The sequence below is a fragment of the Secundilactobacillus oryzae JCM 18671 genome, assembly GCF_000740055.1.
Classification (GTDB): domain Bacteria; phylum Bacillota; class Bacilli; order Lactobacillales; family Lactobacillaceae; genus Secundilactobacillus; species Secundilactobacillus oryzae.
The window spans coordinates 14,726-30,512 of the sequence record NZ_BBJM01000016.1 but is presented as its reverse complement, the minus strand read 5'-3'; the positions used below and the strand labels follow the sequence as shown (position 1 = coordinate 30,512).

The window sequence follows — 15,787 nt, the reverse complement described above, 5'->3', positions numbered from 1 at the left end:
TTATAAATCCTTGAAATGATTCAAAAGCCGTGCCGTATACGACACATCTTGCGCGTAATCCGCCACTCTGACACTTTCATTCGGCGCATGTGGGCCTGATCCAGCAAACGTTGAGCCGACCGCCACAACTGGGACGTTTAACGTCTCAGAGAATGGTGCTTCTGGACCACCACCCGCTGCGTTTGGTACTAATTTTACCTTATTTCCGTAAACTTCGTGCGCTGTATCGACTGCTAATTGTACAAACGGATCATCTAAGTTTGAGCGGAAGGGATCTTCACCCAACAAAAAGGTGACGTGAACATCTTCATAGCCGTTCTTGTCCAATTGCTTTTGAATCAAATCCGCAATTTTCTTTGGATCTTGGTTAGGTACTAAACGACAATCCAGCTTCGCCTTAGCGAACTTCGGCAAAACCGTCTTAACCCCATCACCCTCATAACCACTCGTTAAGCCATTGATGGTCATCGTCGGATCATTGATGAGTGCAGTTTTGGGGTCCTCCGTCACAAATGGGCGTTTTAGGCCAAATGTTTCCCGAGTGGTGGCGGCATTAAATTCGAGCTGTTCAACTGCTGCTTTTTCAGTTGGCGTCAATTTCCGAACGTCATCGTAAAAACCATCTACCAGAACGCGGTTATTGTCATCCTTGAGGGATGCCAAGGCCTTGGTTAAGCGCCATGCCGCATTATCAGCGTACGCTGCCAGCGAGGAATGCAGGTCACTTTCGGCGGTCTGAACCGTCAATTCAAAACTCATAATTCCTTTTAACCCACATGTAACTTGGAAGTTATCGTCGGCATCCTTGCCACCCGTTTCCCAAACGAGCGCATCAGCTTTCAATTGATCAGCATGTTTGGCCACCATTTCAGGAACAAATGGACTACCGACTTCTTCACCACCTTCAACAATAAACTTTAAGTTGCATGGTAGTCCACCGGTTTGTTGGAGTACTTTGACTGATGATAGTCGAACCATCAACTCACCCTTATCATCGGAAACCCCACGGGCCACGTATTGCCCATCCTTTTCAGTTAGTTCAAAGGGTTTTGAGGTCCACTCGTCCAATGGTTCTGGAGGCTGAACGTCGTAGTGGTTATAGAAGAGCAACGTTTTATTAGCATTTCCGCTCTCACCCGCCTTAAACTCGGCAAAGATGAATGGATTCGAATCGCCCACATCCTGCCAGGTCTCGACGTTGTCAGCGCCTAACTTAGTAAACTCCCGCTTAAGAAAATCGACGGTTTCCTGGATGCCTCGGTTCTGCGCTGAGACGGTTTCAATGCTTAAGTACTCGGCTAAACGAGCGTGATCCTCTTCTAAAACGGTTTTAACAGTTTGTTCTAATTCATCAGCCATTAATGGTTTCCTCCTTTTTATTTCCAGTAAGCGTAACGGTATTGGGCTGCCGTACTAAATTCTGAGTACTTGAGACCACCAACTTTGCTGCTAACTAAACTAACTTGGGCTTGTTGATAAAGCGGATTAAAAGCACGAACTTCCGCTGCTCGTTTGGTTGCTTGTTTCAATAGTTTGAAACGCGCCTTAGTATCAGTTGTTTGATTAGCTTGATCCATCAACTTGTTGAACTGCTTATCATTCCAGCCAGTGAAGTTAATGGAATTACCCTTTTGGAAGAGGGCCAAATCTGTCGTTGGATCCGGTTCATCCCCAGTCCAACCAAACTGTGCGACGTCAAAGTCCTTTTTAAACATCTTATTGATTTCTTGTTGAAGTGGTACTGAGGTAATCGTGACTTTCAATCCCGGCATGTCTTTTTCCCATTGGCTTTGAACATATTCGGCAACATTCTTATTGTTATCAGTGTTGCTAATGAGCAAGTTAACAGTTTGACTCCCACCACCTAGCTCTTTCTTAGCTTTTTGCCAGTAGGCCTTTGCCTTAGCATCACTATGCTGATTCAAGTTTCCGACCGCTGTTGCAAAATCCTTACCAGTATTCGGATCCGTTGAATTCCCTGTCGCCACCATGCCTTTCAAAGGTTGCGAGCCATCTTGCGTTACCTTATCTGTCATTTGTTTGACGTTAAGTGCTGCTGCGGCTGCTTTTCTGAAATTAGCGTTCCCACTAACTTTGCCGTCCTTGTTAAATTGTTGTAGCGAAATAGCACTCGTTAATGTTTTGACCATCTGCTTTTTCAATTTTGGTGTATTTTCAACCTGTTTAACCGTCGTTCCAGTAACGGATGCTGTCGTTTCTTGAAGCTTACCAGAACTAAACAAGTTCAAAGCTGTACTTGGCGTCTTAACGACTTGTACGTTAACCTTCTTAATTCTGACACTTTGCTTGTCGTAATACTTGTTGTTCTTAGCATAAGTCCAAGTATCCTTGGTTCCGTTCCAATTCTTCAAAACGTAAGGGCCGTTTGCGGCAACTCGACTTGAATTGGTGCCATATTTATCACCATACTTAGCAACTAACTTAGTGTTAACTGGTAACAATTGTGTTGCCAGCTCAAAGTTAAAGGTTGGATCTGACTTACTCAATTCAAACTCCAACTTATACTTACCATCTGCCTTAACACCTAATGCGCTAGGTGCTTTAGTTCCCTTTTGAACAGCATCGTAATTCTTAAACATCGCCAAACGATTAGCATATTGAGCCTTAGTCTTTGGATCGACCTGTCGCCTAAACGAAGTGACGAAATCTTGCGCAGTCACTTTGTCCCCATTACTCCAGTGGGCGTCCTTACGCAAATTGAACACGTACTTAGTCCCATCTGCAGTTGGTTTAACCAGTTTGGTTGCCATCCCAGCAACCACCTTACCGTTCTTATTCAAGCGATACAGACCCTCCGTCGTTTGTCGCATCATATAAAACGAATAAGCATCTGTTGCCTTGTTAGGATCTGCCACCTGTAATTCAGCCGGCATCGTCACGTTTAATGGTTTATCCTGATCCGCTGCCTTACCCGAACCACAGCCCGCCAAGGTCAAACCAGTGAGCACGGCCAGCGTGCTAAATGCTACAACTTTCTTCATATGTATTCCCTCCTAGATAAACGATGTAAAAACAAACTACGTAGGCGATGAGAAAACAAAAAGCGCCCTCGAGCTCAAGTGATTGAACTCAAAGGGCGCTCTCGCGTGGTACCACCTTTATTGCAGTTAAACTGCCACTTTCAAAGCTGCTAGTCGTCACAGCGACTGGCAATTTTTCAGCACGGTAATGGGTGCACCCAATGTTGGTTACTCAACTTTCACCGCATCGCTCCGAAGTGATATTCGCTAAATGACTTGATCTTCCCTCTCACCAAACCGGAAGTCGCTGAATCTCCTCAAATAGTTACTAAACTTCATCATCGTTTTCTCATCTATTTCTAACTTGCATCTAATAATAATCATTCCATTTCAGCTTGTCAACCATAATTCGACATTTCAATTTGCTTATTTCCAGTAGGCGTATTGTAGTGGACTCCCTGATCCGCTGAACGCGTCATACTTCAGACCACCAATTTTGCTACTAATCAAATGAGCTTGTGACGCTTGGTAAGTCGGCGCCACTGCAGCAATTTCCATCAACCGTTTGTCCGCTTGTTTTTGGAATTCGTAGCGTTCTTCAGCAGTGTACTTATCCGTTTGTTCGACCTTCTTCATGATGGCCTCGTACTTGTCATCCTTAAACTTAGAAAAGTTAATTGACCCGGACTCAATCATTTGGGCAAGGAAGTTGTCGGCATCGTTATAATCAGGACCCCAACCAACCGTTGCAATATCAAAACTGGCGCTGAAATCGCGGGAAACATGGGTAGCATGAGGAACTGAAACTACATTAATCTTCAAGCCCTTCAAATTCTTTTGAACTGTTCCCTGAACGTATTGGCCTAGTTTCTTTTCGTTATCCACATCATCAGTCAACAAATCCAACGTTGCGGTCTTAATACCCAACTCCTTCTTGGCCTTTTCCCAATATTCCATAGCTTTCTTAATATCAGTGGGAGCGAGATTCCCCATTTCGGTGTTAAAGTCTTCACCGGTCTTCGGATTGGTGGCCAATCCGGACGGCACGATGTTATCAGATACTGCCGATCCGTCCCCCAAAACATTCGTAGCTAGTTGCTTACGGTTAATCACCAAACTGATAGCGTGACGAATATTTTCGTTGGATGTCACTTTGCGCTTATTATTGAAGTACAGGTAGTTGTTTCGGGCGGTCTTGGTCACGACCATTTCCTTGTTACCCTTATTTTGTTTGACGTACTGACCCGAAATGCTCGTCAGTTGCACCTGACCTGAGTTAAACATGTTGGCGGCCGTTGAGTCTTCTTTAACTACGGTTACCTTCACGTTTGAAATCTTCACGTTCTTAGCGTTCCAGTAGTTCTTGTTCTTCACGTAAGTCCACTTGTCGTTAGTCCCGGTCCAATCCTTCATAACGTAAGGACCATTTGCGGACATAGTCGTTGCCGAAGTACCGTACTTATCGCCATACTTGTTAACGACGGACGTTTCTAGTGGGTAGAACGACATAAACTCGTAGTTCATGTAAGGCACCTGACGAGTAAGTTTCACGTAAAACGTTCTATCATTGATGGCGTGAATGCCCAATTTAGTTCGTTTCATTTTGCCACTGTTAACGGCGTCAAAGTTTTCAAGATATTGGATGCTTTCCGTTGATTGCGATTTGGTTGTGGGATCTGCCTGCCGTTGAATGGCGTTCACGAAATCAGCAGCAGTCACTGCTTTACCGTCTTGCCACTTAGCAGACTTGCGAATTGTAAAAGTATACTTAGTTCCGTTTTCAGTTGGCTTAACTATTTTTTCAACGGTCCCAGCCACGATTTTATTATCTGCATTTTTACGATAGATGCCTTCTTGTGTCTGCGTGGTCACGGCACCTCCGTTAGTTTCAATCACTTTAGTCGGATCGGCCGTTGCCGGTTCCCCGGGAATTGTAATTTTAAGTGTTTTGTCTATAGATTGACCGCCAACCGCTGTCGACGCACATCCTGACATTAACGCTGCCATTGCTCCAAATACAACACTAATCAGGATCATCATTGACGCTCTTCTTTTAAACATATGCAGTTCCTCCATTTTCAAATTGAAATATCGATTACAATCGAGCGTTTCTTGATCTGGCCTAGATCAAATAAAAAAGCGCCCCTCAGGAAAATGAATTCCTAAAGGACGCTTTAGCGCGGTACCACCTTAATTATGGGGAAATCCCCATCACTCACATACGGCCGGTCGACTCGGCGATATGTTGGCATTGTATCGGCTGCACCCGGATGGCCCTTCACGAGTCATCATGCTCAAAATCAGCTTTTGATCTTCAAGACATTACACCTTCCCAACTAACGGTGCTCCCTTGGAATCTCTTGAAATCGCATCCCTGATTTATCTCAGCATTTTATAATCGATATTTAATAAACCCTACGATAACGGACAGCCCAATGAAAGTCAAGCGACAAATTTAAAATAATCATTCCGAAAGCTAACCTAACGCTCTGTTACTTTACTCGTTTTTGGACACAATATATTGGATAATGTCCTTGGATACAAACTATATATCGTTGCACTATTCTCATTTTGGGGTTACAATTAAAAACATAAAGAAAGGAAGTTATGCCTTGTGAATGCACGTAAGCCACAACAATCTCACATCCAAATTTCGATCCGTTATGTCGAAAAGCAAAACGGACGGAAAGTTACGTTTGATGGACAAAAGATCTTGCAGAGTCTGTCAAAGTTAACTCAAGATTCTGATTTAATCCGGCGCGCTAATGCACTGATCATGGCACAACTCGCCGCTTTCACCAGAGTCGATACCCAGACGATTCGTCAGTTATTTATTAACACATTGAATCTGTTAGGTCACCAAGAGTTAGCTGAGAAGTATACGGCGCAACGTGACGATTCTGAGCTTTCTGGGCAACAGCTCTCATTCTTTTAGTACCTACTTACAAAACCCTACCCTAAACAAAAGGCGCATCTCCGCAAGGAGATACGCCTTTTTAAATACATCATAATGTCCCGCATCAGATGCTCAATTATGAACTTAGTTGAGATTCTAATTCACGCAACTCGGCCGTCCTAACATCTCGTGAAAGGAATCGACGAATTTCTTCTTCGTTATAACCAACTTCTAGATGCTTATCATCAAAGATAATTGGTCGTTTAATCAAATCTGGGTATTTCACAACTAAATCAACAAGTTGGCTGACCGAAAGATCATCCAAATCAACGTGAAGATCCTTAAAAATATTGGAACGCGTTGAAATGATGTCCTCGCTGCCATTTTCAGTAAGACGAAGGATTTGCTTCACTTCATCAGTACTTAGCGGATTAGACTTAATGTTACGTTCCTTGAATGGAATATCGTGACTCTTAAGCCATGCACGTGCTTTACGACTTGATGCGCTACTTGGCGCGATATATAAATTAATCATAACTACACTTCCTTATCGTTTGAAATTATAACGATGGAACCCCTACTTTGCCCTAAGTCACTATGAAAGCGTTATACAAAAATCCTATCCCTTCCCTATGACTATACTTATATTACCACGTTCTTCCGAATAATCAACCCCATTCTACATACTTTTTGAAAGTAAAATCCTTAGTAAGCCTTTTTACTAAAAGTTGCTATAAACTTTATTTATCAACGATTATGAAGATTAAGCCCATTTTATGTTTCACAAACGTTACACGAACTATAATTTTATATATATTCGAATTGTTCGTATTTATTATTGTTAATCAGAATTAATAACTTCAACAATTAAAAATTAAATTGTGTAAAATTGGTTTATTACCACTACTGTAGCCGATAATTTGAGTTTGAAATTTATTTCACTTAGCGTCAGCAACAAGTTTCATTTTAATCTAATAAACGAACAACTGTGAACTTCTAGTCGTTTGCGGTACACTGCTGTTAGCAATTCATTTCTTAATTAAAGGGGTTTTTACCGTGACTGATTTCTTCTTAATCGCGTTGCTATTCATCGCGACCATCGTCACTAATATGATCTATACCTGGTACGACAAAGTACCATTAGCGTTTTACCAAATTGGCGCCGGCCTATTACTCGCCCTCGTGCCCTTATTCGCTCACTTCACTTTGGAACCCGAACTCTTCTTAATGATTGTGATTGCCCCACTGATGTTTAACGACGGGCAAAATGCGGATACGAAAACTATTCGTGGTAAACAGGGAACAATTTTCTCCCTGTCCGTTCTTCTCGTCATTGTTAGTGTCGTCGCCTCCGGATTCGTGGCGCATCGCACACTACCAACGTTGCCACTTGCACTGGCCTTTGCGCTAGCCGCCATCATTACGCCCACGGATGCCGTCGCTGTAACTTCGATTACCAGCAAACTGCAGATGCCAGCTAAGATTATGAACGCGCTCAAAAACGAATCATTATTTAATGATGCTTCCGGAATTGTTGCCTTTGACTTAGCCCTGACGACCTTCCTTACCGGAAAGTTCTCGGTCATAGATGGGATCGAACACTTCCTGGTTGTTTTCCTGGGAGGTCTACTTGTCGGAATTCTTCTCGGAGCCGTGACGGTCAGCATTCGACTATTTTTGATTCAGCAAACGATGAACCCCGCTGCCGTCATCATCCCCTACAACCTTTTGACCCCCTTCGCTATTTACCTCATCGCAGAGGGCGTTGGCCTATCCGGCATCTTAGCGGTAGTTGCGGCTGGACTAGTTCATGGCCTGTCACAGAGTCGCTTTCGTCTATCTTCAACTCAACTCCAGATGGAGAATAAAACTGCCTGGCAGATTGTTGAAAACATGCTCAACGGCTTTGTATTCGTTTTACTTGGCGCAACGTTACCAACAGTTTGGCTCAACATCGTCCACTCTGAATTTAACGAATTACCACGACTCCTCGTATTGGGCATCATCTTGTATTTATTTGGAATCTTTATCCGTTACATTTGGATTCGCTTCGGTTTTGCGGAATTGGGCGTAAAAAAACAAAAAATTCACTCCGCTGCATTTATTAATGCCATCGCCGGTGTCCACGGCACAATTACGCTAGCCATGGCCTTTTCACTCCCCTTAACCGCTTTTGGGCAATCATTACCATTTCGGGACGCCATCATTTTCGTTGCTGCCGAAGTAATTATTATCAGTTTGATTGTTCCAACCGTCATTTTACCTTTTATCCTACCCAAAAAAGAGGTTGCCACCTCGGATGAGGAAATTACCAATCACCGAAACCGAATGGTCGAATATGCCTCTGCCCAATTAATCGCTAGTTCTCCCCAAAATGACCCTCCAGTATCCAAAGTCATCGAAACACTTCTGAGCCAAAAGGGGCGCACTACCCGTCCCAATCGTAAAAATCTCCAGGCAATGCTTGACCACACCAATCAAATCGCCACCGATGTCGTATTAGAAATGGAACGTAATGGCGAAATTTCAAGTCAGTCGGCACAAGCCTACCTTCGCTTGATGACCTTTCATAATCGATTCAGCCAAGGCAATCGTTGGAAGCAATTTATGCGCCGGCTTACATTTAAAATACGAAGAAGCTCGAAGCAAACACGACTCAATCGCAATCGACAAAAAATCGCCGCTCAGCTTGATAATCAAAGCCGAAACGGCGACCAACGTTTGGCCCAACTCACTCAAATGCACACGGATATGATGCAAATGGAAAATCGTGTCTTTGATCGCGTCATTGCTTACCTAAACGAAATCCATAACCACACCAATACCGCCGAAGTTGATATTGTGCGACACACGTATAACCAGCATCATAGTCGTTATTTAGCTAATCAAGCTGATCAAGACCATGAACAGGAACTATTTTTAAAAGCTTTTCAGTTTGAGTATAATTTCGTTCAAAATGAAGTTCAAAGCGGCAATATTTCTAAAGAACTGGGAAATGACCTCTATCAACAAATTTCGACCGATGAACTTGCTTATATGCAAAGTAGTTCAAACTAAAAAATTGAATTTCAGGTCAAACGTCACACTTTCTTCACATTTTGGTGCTATTATATTTTCATAACCTAATATTAGTAACTAATATTAAGCTTTTTCATTTTACTCCTCCAAAGTAAAATTTCGACTTATGTAAATAAGTCACCTACTCCTATGTGTCCGTCACTTCCCCGGTGACGGACTTTTTTTATCTCGATTGGCTAGCATCTTGGATTTTTATAATCATTTTGGTATATGCACTTAATAAATTACATAATTCTTGTCCATTATTTAAAATTTATGGAAATATATTTCTTTTAGTCAAATGGTACACCCCATTAAGCAGATATAATGAAACTATGCACAATTACTATAGCTCATAGTTCCTTTACAGGGGGGGTTCTGCATGAACTACATATCTTTTTTAGAAAGAAATGATCAGCTGAAATTTGAACTATTGGAACATTTACTTGACGCGCCTAACCGAAAATTGCCAATTAAGATTATTAGTTCCGAACTTCATGAATCACGATATAAATTAAAAAAATATTTGATGAGTTAACACTCGATCTTAAAGAATTCGACAATACTTCCTCGCTTATACTAACTGAAGATGTCCTCACTTTTTCTAGTTCAGTTACGATTGATCTCAGAAAATTTCAGTTATTTTATTTAAAAAAGTCGATTCTTTTTCGTGTCCTTCAATTTGAATACATGGAGTCCCACGCTTCACGCCACAAATTTTTAGAGGATAACTTTATTAGCCAAGCCCAATTTTATAATATTCGAAATCAAGTTAATCAGCTTGTCGCAGATCTATCGATGTTTTCACCAGCTAGAAGCGTCATTCAGAACGTTGAATTCATTAAGCGCTTGAGCTTGATTGACTTTTATCAACATTTTTTCAACGGGATTGAAGATCCGTTTCCAGCTCTCAACGCCCTCACTTCTAAGTTCATGAATTTAATTGCGATGACTTACTCAATTTCTCTGTCGCCAGTTAAGTTCGCCAAATTAAACTTATTCTTACAAGTCCAACTTGCACGAATATGAAATGGCCATGGTATTGGAAATTTAGCGAGTGATGTACAATATGAAAATTCCAGCGCATCCGAGGCCGTTGCAAGTTTCTTTCAAAATCATATTTCAATTTCCAATGATCAGGTTAGCGGTGAGGTTGATTTTCTGCTACTCTTCTTGGAAAGCCAAGAATTCGTTGGCGCACCAGTAACGATACTTTCTGACGAACTTCAGGATAAATTCAAAACACTGGACACTCAGCTCGGTAGCCTCATTAGTAGTTACTTTGAGCGCTTCAATGAAGCCCAATTCCCCGCCATGGTCTCTTCAGAAAGTGAAATTATTGGTAGATTGCAAGAATTAACCGAACACTGCAAACTGCTGAAAAACCTTTCGTGGTGATTGCCAGTTGAGTGTTTTCATTAGTCTCGCATTGATCCAATGATTAATTTGATCTAATTCTTTGGCGCTAACTGTTTCAATTTTGCGTTCTTTCGGTATAAAACGACGGACGTATCGATTTAATATCTCATTACTCCCACGTTCTTCTGGTGAATATGGGTGCGCAAAATAGACTGGAAGGCCTAGTTTTTGCTCGATTTCGTTATATTTTGCAAATTCTCGCCCACGATCAACAGTGATTGACTTGGCATTTTTGATCCCTTGAAAAAAATGAATTAAGACTGGTGTCACTGCCTCACTATTGCGCCCAGTGACCTGTCTCACGATATGTTGCCGGCTTAGTCTTTCAGTAATTGTCACCAGCACATCGCCACGTCTTTTACCCGATTGCATGGTGTCAACTTCAAAATGTCCAAAGGTTTGTCGTGCTTTCACACTTTCAGGTCTCGTTTCAATCGAACGACCATGCACAAATACTTGTCGTCTACCATCAGATTGACACTTTTGACGGATACCTTTGTCAGGTAAATCAGCCAATGATAGTTTGAGTCGACCAGCATTGAGCCAATTATAAATCGTTTTGAAAGGTAACCCTAAAACATGCGCAGCGGTTTCTGGTGACCACTTCAATATACCAATGTGGTGATTCAAAAAGACAGCAATAGCTGGTGTTAGCGTGTCATGTCGACCACGTAGATGACGTTTTTTCAATGCCAACGCATGAGCAATCTCAGCTTTATAGGGTGTAACTTGATGAATTTCAATCGAAACGGTTGAAGGAGAGCGTTTAATAAAGCGCGCAATGGCACGAACAGAATAATTCAATTCGAGTAAAGTTTGAATGACAGTGCGTTCTTGAGATGATAAACTAGTCATGAGTCGCAGTTCCTTTATGGTTGTTTTAGACAATTACCATTAAAGGCGCTGCGGCTTTTTTATTCAAGTGTTCGGTTTAATTTTACAATCTACCAAATATTAATTAAATTCCGCTATTTTTTTGGATTTCTTATAATTTCATAGAAATTTACTAGCTTATGAAATAAATCAAAAATACTAGAATCTGTTCAACAATAAAAATCTATACTGGAATAGATTTCCCTTTGCCAAGGTTCTCAAAAATTATAGTCCTTCGTTGACGAAACCCTTTACCACTACCATTGATTTATTATTAGAAAATAATTAGAATAAAACGAATAGACTCTAATTTAAATGCAAGAAGGGCGTAGAATGACAGTTTTTTCGAATAATTTCAATCCATATCCAAGATCAAGAAAGGCGGTTTACGCCAAAAATGGCATGGTGGCCACTTCTCAACCCGCTGCTTCGCAAGCAGGACTAGAAATCCTAAAGCAGGGTGGAAATGCCATAGATGCTGCAGTCGCAACAGCGGCTGCGCTTACTGTTGTCGAACCTACATCAAATGGGATTGGCTCAGACGCCTTTGCCATCATCAGTTTTCAAGGTAAATCTTACGGCCTCAATGGTAGCGGGCCCGCACCTGCCAGTATTTCGATGACAGAATTAGCACGACGGGGTTTTGACAAATTGCCAAAACACGGTTGGAATCCGGTAGACGTACCCGGTACACCAGCGACTTGGGCAGCGTTAGTGGAACGATTTGGCAAGTTATCTTTATCAGAAGACCTTGCACCTGCTATTCGGTATGCTAAATCGGGCTTTGCTGTTCCACAAACGCTATCGTTTTTCTGGAAACGCGCTCTTAAAAACTACGAAAAGAGTGCTCAGAACGATACGGCATTCGCCACTCCTTTTAGTGAGTGGAAACGAATCTTCACCAAAAATGGTCTGACGCCTGAACCCGGGGACGTCTGGGTCAATCCTGATCAAGCAAAAACTCTAGCAGAAATTGGTGCGACCAATGCCGAATCCTTTTATCGAGGGCAGCTGGCTGAAAAGATTATCGCGGCTTCCGAAAGCGCAGATGGTTTCTTACATCAATCCGATTTGGCTGATTACCACCCCCAATGGGTCGATCCCCTTAGCGTGAACTACCACGGCTACGAAGTACTGGAACTACCTCCAAATGGCCAGGGAATCGTTGTCTCGGAAGCATTGAGTATTCTCGACAATTTCAATTTCGATAGTAGAGATTCTTTCGAAACGATCCATAAACAAATCGAGGCGTTAAAACTCGGTTTCAATGACTTATTTGCGCATGTGGCTGATCCCACCCAGATGAAAATAAAACCCGAATCCTTACTGGCTCCTGATTACATCTCGGAATTACGGAATCGGCTTACAAATGAGGCACAATTACCACGACAAGAAAATCCCAACAACAGTGGCACAGTTTATTTATGTACAGCAGATAGCGAAGGCAACATGGTGTCATATATCCAAAGCAATTACATGGGCTTTGGCAGCGGCATTGTCATCCCCGATACCGGCATTGCGATGAATAATCGTGGTAACAATTTTTCCTTTGATCCGACCTCACCTAATTTCTTGCGTGGCGGTCAACGGCCACTTAATACCATCATTCCGGGCTTCTTGCAAAAAGCCGGCGAACCCATTGGACCATTCGGTGTCATGGGTGGTTTTATGCAACCCCAAGGACACCTACAAGTGCTGATGAATTGTATTGACTTCGGTCTGGACCCTCAAGGTGCTTTAGATGCGCCACGTTTTCAATGGACTCAGGGAAACCAGGTAGAATTTGAACGAGAATTTAGCACATCGCTCCTATCCGAACTACGTGATGCTGGGCACGAAATATCAATTAATCCTGAACCTAATACGTTTGGCCGTGGGCAAATCATTTGGCGAAATTCCAATACCGGAACCTTCGTCGGTGGATCAGACAGTCGAACTGATGGCGCCATCTCTGCATGGTAAGTAACCAAACAAAAAAGTATCAAGACTGTTCAGTCCTGATACTTTTTTCGATTCATTTTAATAACTCAGTGCTCTATACGCATCCAGCTTACGGTGCTTTTGAAAACTGGTAATCGACATACTGGTCTTCTTGTACGTCCACGGGTCATTATAATAAACTCGGCTACTCGAATACCCCCGAACGGTTACGGCATGGTTGGGAAAACCATGCATGTTTGCTAGCCAAACAACAACGGGCCGCCCAGCATTTATCTTCGCCTTAATTTTGGCGAAGGACTGACCTGTCATGTTCACGGCAGAACCGGTATATTTTTTGACGATCCCCTTGAGGCCACCCGGATAAACGTACCAGCCAGAGGTAGAGTAAGGGCTCCCTACAAATCCTTTGTTCGGGTTCGAACTACGTGGCATTTCCTTGGCTAACGTCATTTTAGAAACCTTGGCACCTGCATAGTTCAACATCATTGCGGTTGCGGTAATTTCACAGCCAGTAGGCAATTCCGGCCGTTGGGCAATCAACGGGACGGATAGGTAGCGGAACGATTTAACTATGCCGTTTTGATGCATCCAAGCGGTATAAGTATGATTGTAGGTGAACTTAAGCCAAGTCCCATCTGCCGTTTTCTGCTCACGAGTAACGTGAATAGTCTTGCCCTTATACGTCAATCTAGAACCAATTTTGTGCATATTATCCTCGGATGTTTGGTAGGCACCGGAGTGATACAAGCCATAGTTGTGGCCACTACTTCTCATTTTAGTATAGTAACTAACCTTCTTCAGGCTAACGACCGGTTTATAAATAGGCGATGTCGTACTGGCATAGACACTATCGGTTTTAAGTACGAGGGCAAATACTACAAGGGCAACTGCCACAATCACTGATTTAATTTTCATAATAGTCTCCTATTCTTGATCTTAAGTTGATTATAACTTAATTCACAGCTAGAAATCAGTAAATACACACAAAGCCCAGGCAAAACGGTATAATGAGAACAATTATATTTTTCGGAGGCCGCAACATGGAACTTACCATTCTATCGACTAGCGATATTCATGGTTATATTTTCCCCACTAACTACGTCAAACAAGGCAGCCACCTGCCATTTGGCTTGGCCAGGGTTGCTTCAACGATTAAGGAGGAACGTCAGAAGGCTACGGGACCCGTCATCACCATTGACGACGGGGATTTTTTAGAGGGTTCTCCTTTAGCCTACTACGTTGCTCAAGTTCAACCCGTCCATAATCCTCAGGCACTGATGGATGTTTACAATCAAATTGGCTACGACTGTGGCGTTTTGGGTAACCACGAATTCAACTATGGTAAGCACTACCTGAAATTGGCCATTAATGAACTCGACCGCCATATCGTGAACGCGAACGTACTGAACACCGAAAACCAGCCTGCATTCGGACAACCATTTCGGATTATCAACCGTAACGGGCTGAAGGTAGCCATTCTCGGTTTAACCACTCAGACCGTGGCTCAGTGGGAACGTTCAGCTAATATCGAAGACGTCCACTTTAATTCAGCCGTAGAAACGGCCAGAGTTTTCGTCCCCTACCTACATCAACTCGCTGACGTTGTCGTTGTGAGCTATCACGGTGGCTTCGAACGGGATTTGAATACCGGTAAGCCGGCTGAAAAGAACCTCGGCGAAAACGAGGGTTACCAGCTCCTCAAAGATATCAAAGGAATCGATGCCTTGATTACTGGTCATCAACACCGCCGAATTGCGACCAAACTCTTTGGTACCCCAGTTACGCAACCCGGCTATCGTGGTGAAGCTGTTGGTAAAATTACCCTGAACGTCGAAAAGAAAGACGATCGTTACGTAGTGACTGATAGCAAAGCTGAACTTATTTTAACAGAAAAAGCCCCACTTAATAAGGCCATCATGGAAACAAGTGCCAGCTTAGACCGCGAAGTCGACCACTGGTTGGAACAACCACTTGGCAAAATTGACGGTAGCCTGACCATTACGGATCCAGCTAAGGCACGCATCGAAGAGACCGCCTATACCGAATTTATTCAGAGAGTCCAAATGGCCACTATGGATGTTGATATCTCTGCCACCGCCTTGTTTAATAACGAAGGCGCCGGATTTGAAAATCCAATCACGATGCGCAACATCATGACCAACTACGTTTATCCAGATGGCCTAGCCGTCGTGCAGGTAACGGGCAAGGAACTCCGAGAAGCTCTCGAGCAATCCGCCCATTACTTTATTCTTGACGAGAATGGCGAGATTGCAGTAAATCCAAGCTACATCTATCCTAAAAAACGGCAATATAATTACGATATGTATGAAGGCGTCGAGTATAGTATCAATGTATCTCGACCATTTGGTGAGCGAATCGAGGGACTTTCTTATCATGGCGAACCAATCAAGGATGATGAACCATTAAAGATCGTACTGAATCACTATCGTGCTGGTGGTGGCGGCCACTATCACATGTTCGGTGAAGACAAGATTATTGCCGAAAATAAAACGGCGATGAGTCAAATCATTGCCGATTACCTTCGCGAACATCCAATTGTGAAGGCAGATGTGAACCATAACTTTAAGGTGATTAAATGAAGAAAGAGCCACGACATTTT

General features: G+C 42.8%; 12 protein-coding genes. 6 read left to right on the top strand and 6 right to left on the bottom strand.

Translation table 11 applies throughout. From position 1 onward, the window contains the following. The 3 genes from LOSG293_RS05380 to LOSG293_RS05370 form a co-directional block, all read right to left on the bottom strand. Positions 1-1,359: a M20/M25/M40 family metallo-hydrolase gene (locus LOSG293_RS05380; protein ID WP_034527939.1), complete on the bottom strand. Its 1,359-nt coding sequence runs from the start codon at positions 1,357-1,359 to the stop codon at positions 1-3. A gap of 17 nt (positions 1,360-1,376) precedes the next feature. Continuing rightward, a complete protein-coding gene (locus tag LOSG293_RS05375; RefSeq protein WP_034527936.1) occupies positions 1,377-3,002 on the bottom strand; it encodes a peptide ABC transporter substrate-binding protein in 1,626 nt (541 codons plus the stop codon). 405 nt (positions 3,003-3,407) lie between these two features. Next, a complete protein-coding gene (locus LOSG293_RS05370) occupies positions 3,408-4,988 on the bottom strand; it encodes a peptide ABC transporter substrate-binding protein (protein WP_439950831.1) in 1,581 nt (526 codons plus the stop codon). A 607-nt stretch (positions 4,989-5,595) separates the two neighbouring features. Between LOSG293_RS05370 and LOSG293_RS05365 the strand changes: the two genes are divergently transcribed. Next, positions 5,596-5,916 (top strand): ATP cone domain-containing protein, encoded by a 321-nt coding sequence (locus tag LOSG293_RS05365; RefSeq protein WP_034527930.1) that lies wholly within the window; start codon positions 5,596-5,598, stop codon positions 5,914-5,916. 97 nt (positions 5,917-6,013) lie between these two features. On the opposite strand, the gene spx is transcribed toward LOSG293_RS05365, so the two are convergent. Further along, positions 6,014-6,412, bottom strand: a complete 399-nt coding sequence (gene spx / locus LOSG293_RS05360; protein WP_034527927.1) for a transcriptional regulator Spx — start codon at positions 6,410-6,412, stop codon at positions 6,014-6,016. Positions 6,413-6,933: 521 nt separating this feature from the next. Between spx and LOSG293_RS05355 the strand changes: the two genes are divergently transcribed. The 3 genes from LOSG293_RS05355 to LOSG293_RS05350 all read left to right on the top strand — a co-directional run bounded on the left by LOSG293_RS05355 (position 6,934) and on the right by LOSG293_RS05350 (position 9,963). Then, on the top strand, positions 6,934-8,934 hold the full coding sequence (locus LOSG293_RS05355) for a cation:proton antiporter (RefSeq protein ID WP_051907229.1): 2,001 nt from the start codon (positions 6,934-6,936) through the stop codon (positions 8,932-8,934). A 382-nt stretch (positions 8,935-9,316) separates the two neighbouring features. Further along, positions 9,317-9,472, top strand: coding sequence for a hypothetical protein (locus LOSG293_RS09965; RefSeq protein ID WP_160171707.1), 156 nt, complete (start codon positions 9,317-9,319; stop codon positions 9,470-9,472). Beyond that, positions 9,448-9,963 carry a helix-turn-helix domain-containing protein gene (locus tag LOSG293_RS05350; protein WP_369690585.1) on the top strand — a complete coding sequence of 172 codons (516 nt, stop codon included), beginning with the start codon at positions 9,448-9,450 and terminating at the stop codon, positions 9,961-9,963. Before LOSG293_RS09965 ends, LOSG293_RS05350 begins: the two co-directional genes overlap by 25 nt. A gap of 327 nt (positions 9,964-10,290) precedes the next feature. On the opposite strand, the gene LOSG293_RS05345 is transcribed toward LOSG293_RS05350, so the two are convergent. Further along, on the bottom strand, positions 10,291-11,208 hold the full coding sequence (locus LOSG293_RS05345) for an IS30 family transposase (RefSeq protein ID WP_034527919.1): 918 nt from the start codon (positions 11,206-11,208) through the stop codon (positions 10,291-10,293). A 351-nt stretch (positions 11,209-11,559) separates the two neighbouring features. Between LOSG293_RS05345 and LOSG293_RS05340 the strand changes: the two genes are divergently transcribed. Beyond that, complete coding sequence (locus LOSG293_RS05340; protein ID WP_034527917.1) at positions 11,560-13,188, top strand: gamma-glutamyltransferase family protein; 1,629 nt, start codon at positions 11,560-11,562, stop codon at positions 13,186-13,188. Positions 13,189-13,245: 57 nt separating this feature from the next. Here the strand turns inward: LOSG293_RS05340 and LOSG293_RS05335 are convergent, their stop codons facing one another. Next, positions 13,246-14,082 (bottom strand): C39 family peptidase, encoded by an 837-nt coding sequence (locus LOSG293_RS05335; protein WP_034527914.1) that lies wholly within the window; start codon positions 14,080-14,082, stop codon positions 13,246-13,248. A 125-nt stretch (positions 14,083-14,207) separates the two neighbouring features. On the opposite strand from LOSG293_RS05335, the gene LOSG293_RS05330 reads away from it, so the two are divergent. Next, a complete protein-coding gene (locus LOSG293_RS05330) occupies positions 14,208-15,767 on the top strand; it encodes a bifunctional metallophosphatase/5'-nucleotidase (RefSeq protein WP_034527912.1) in 1,560 nt (519 codons plus the stop codon). The last annotated feature ends 20 nt before the right edge of the window (positions 15,768-15,787 follow it).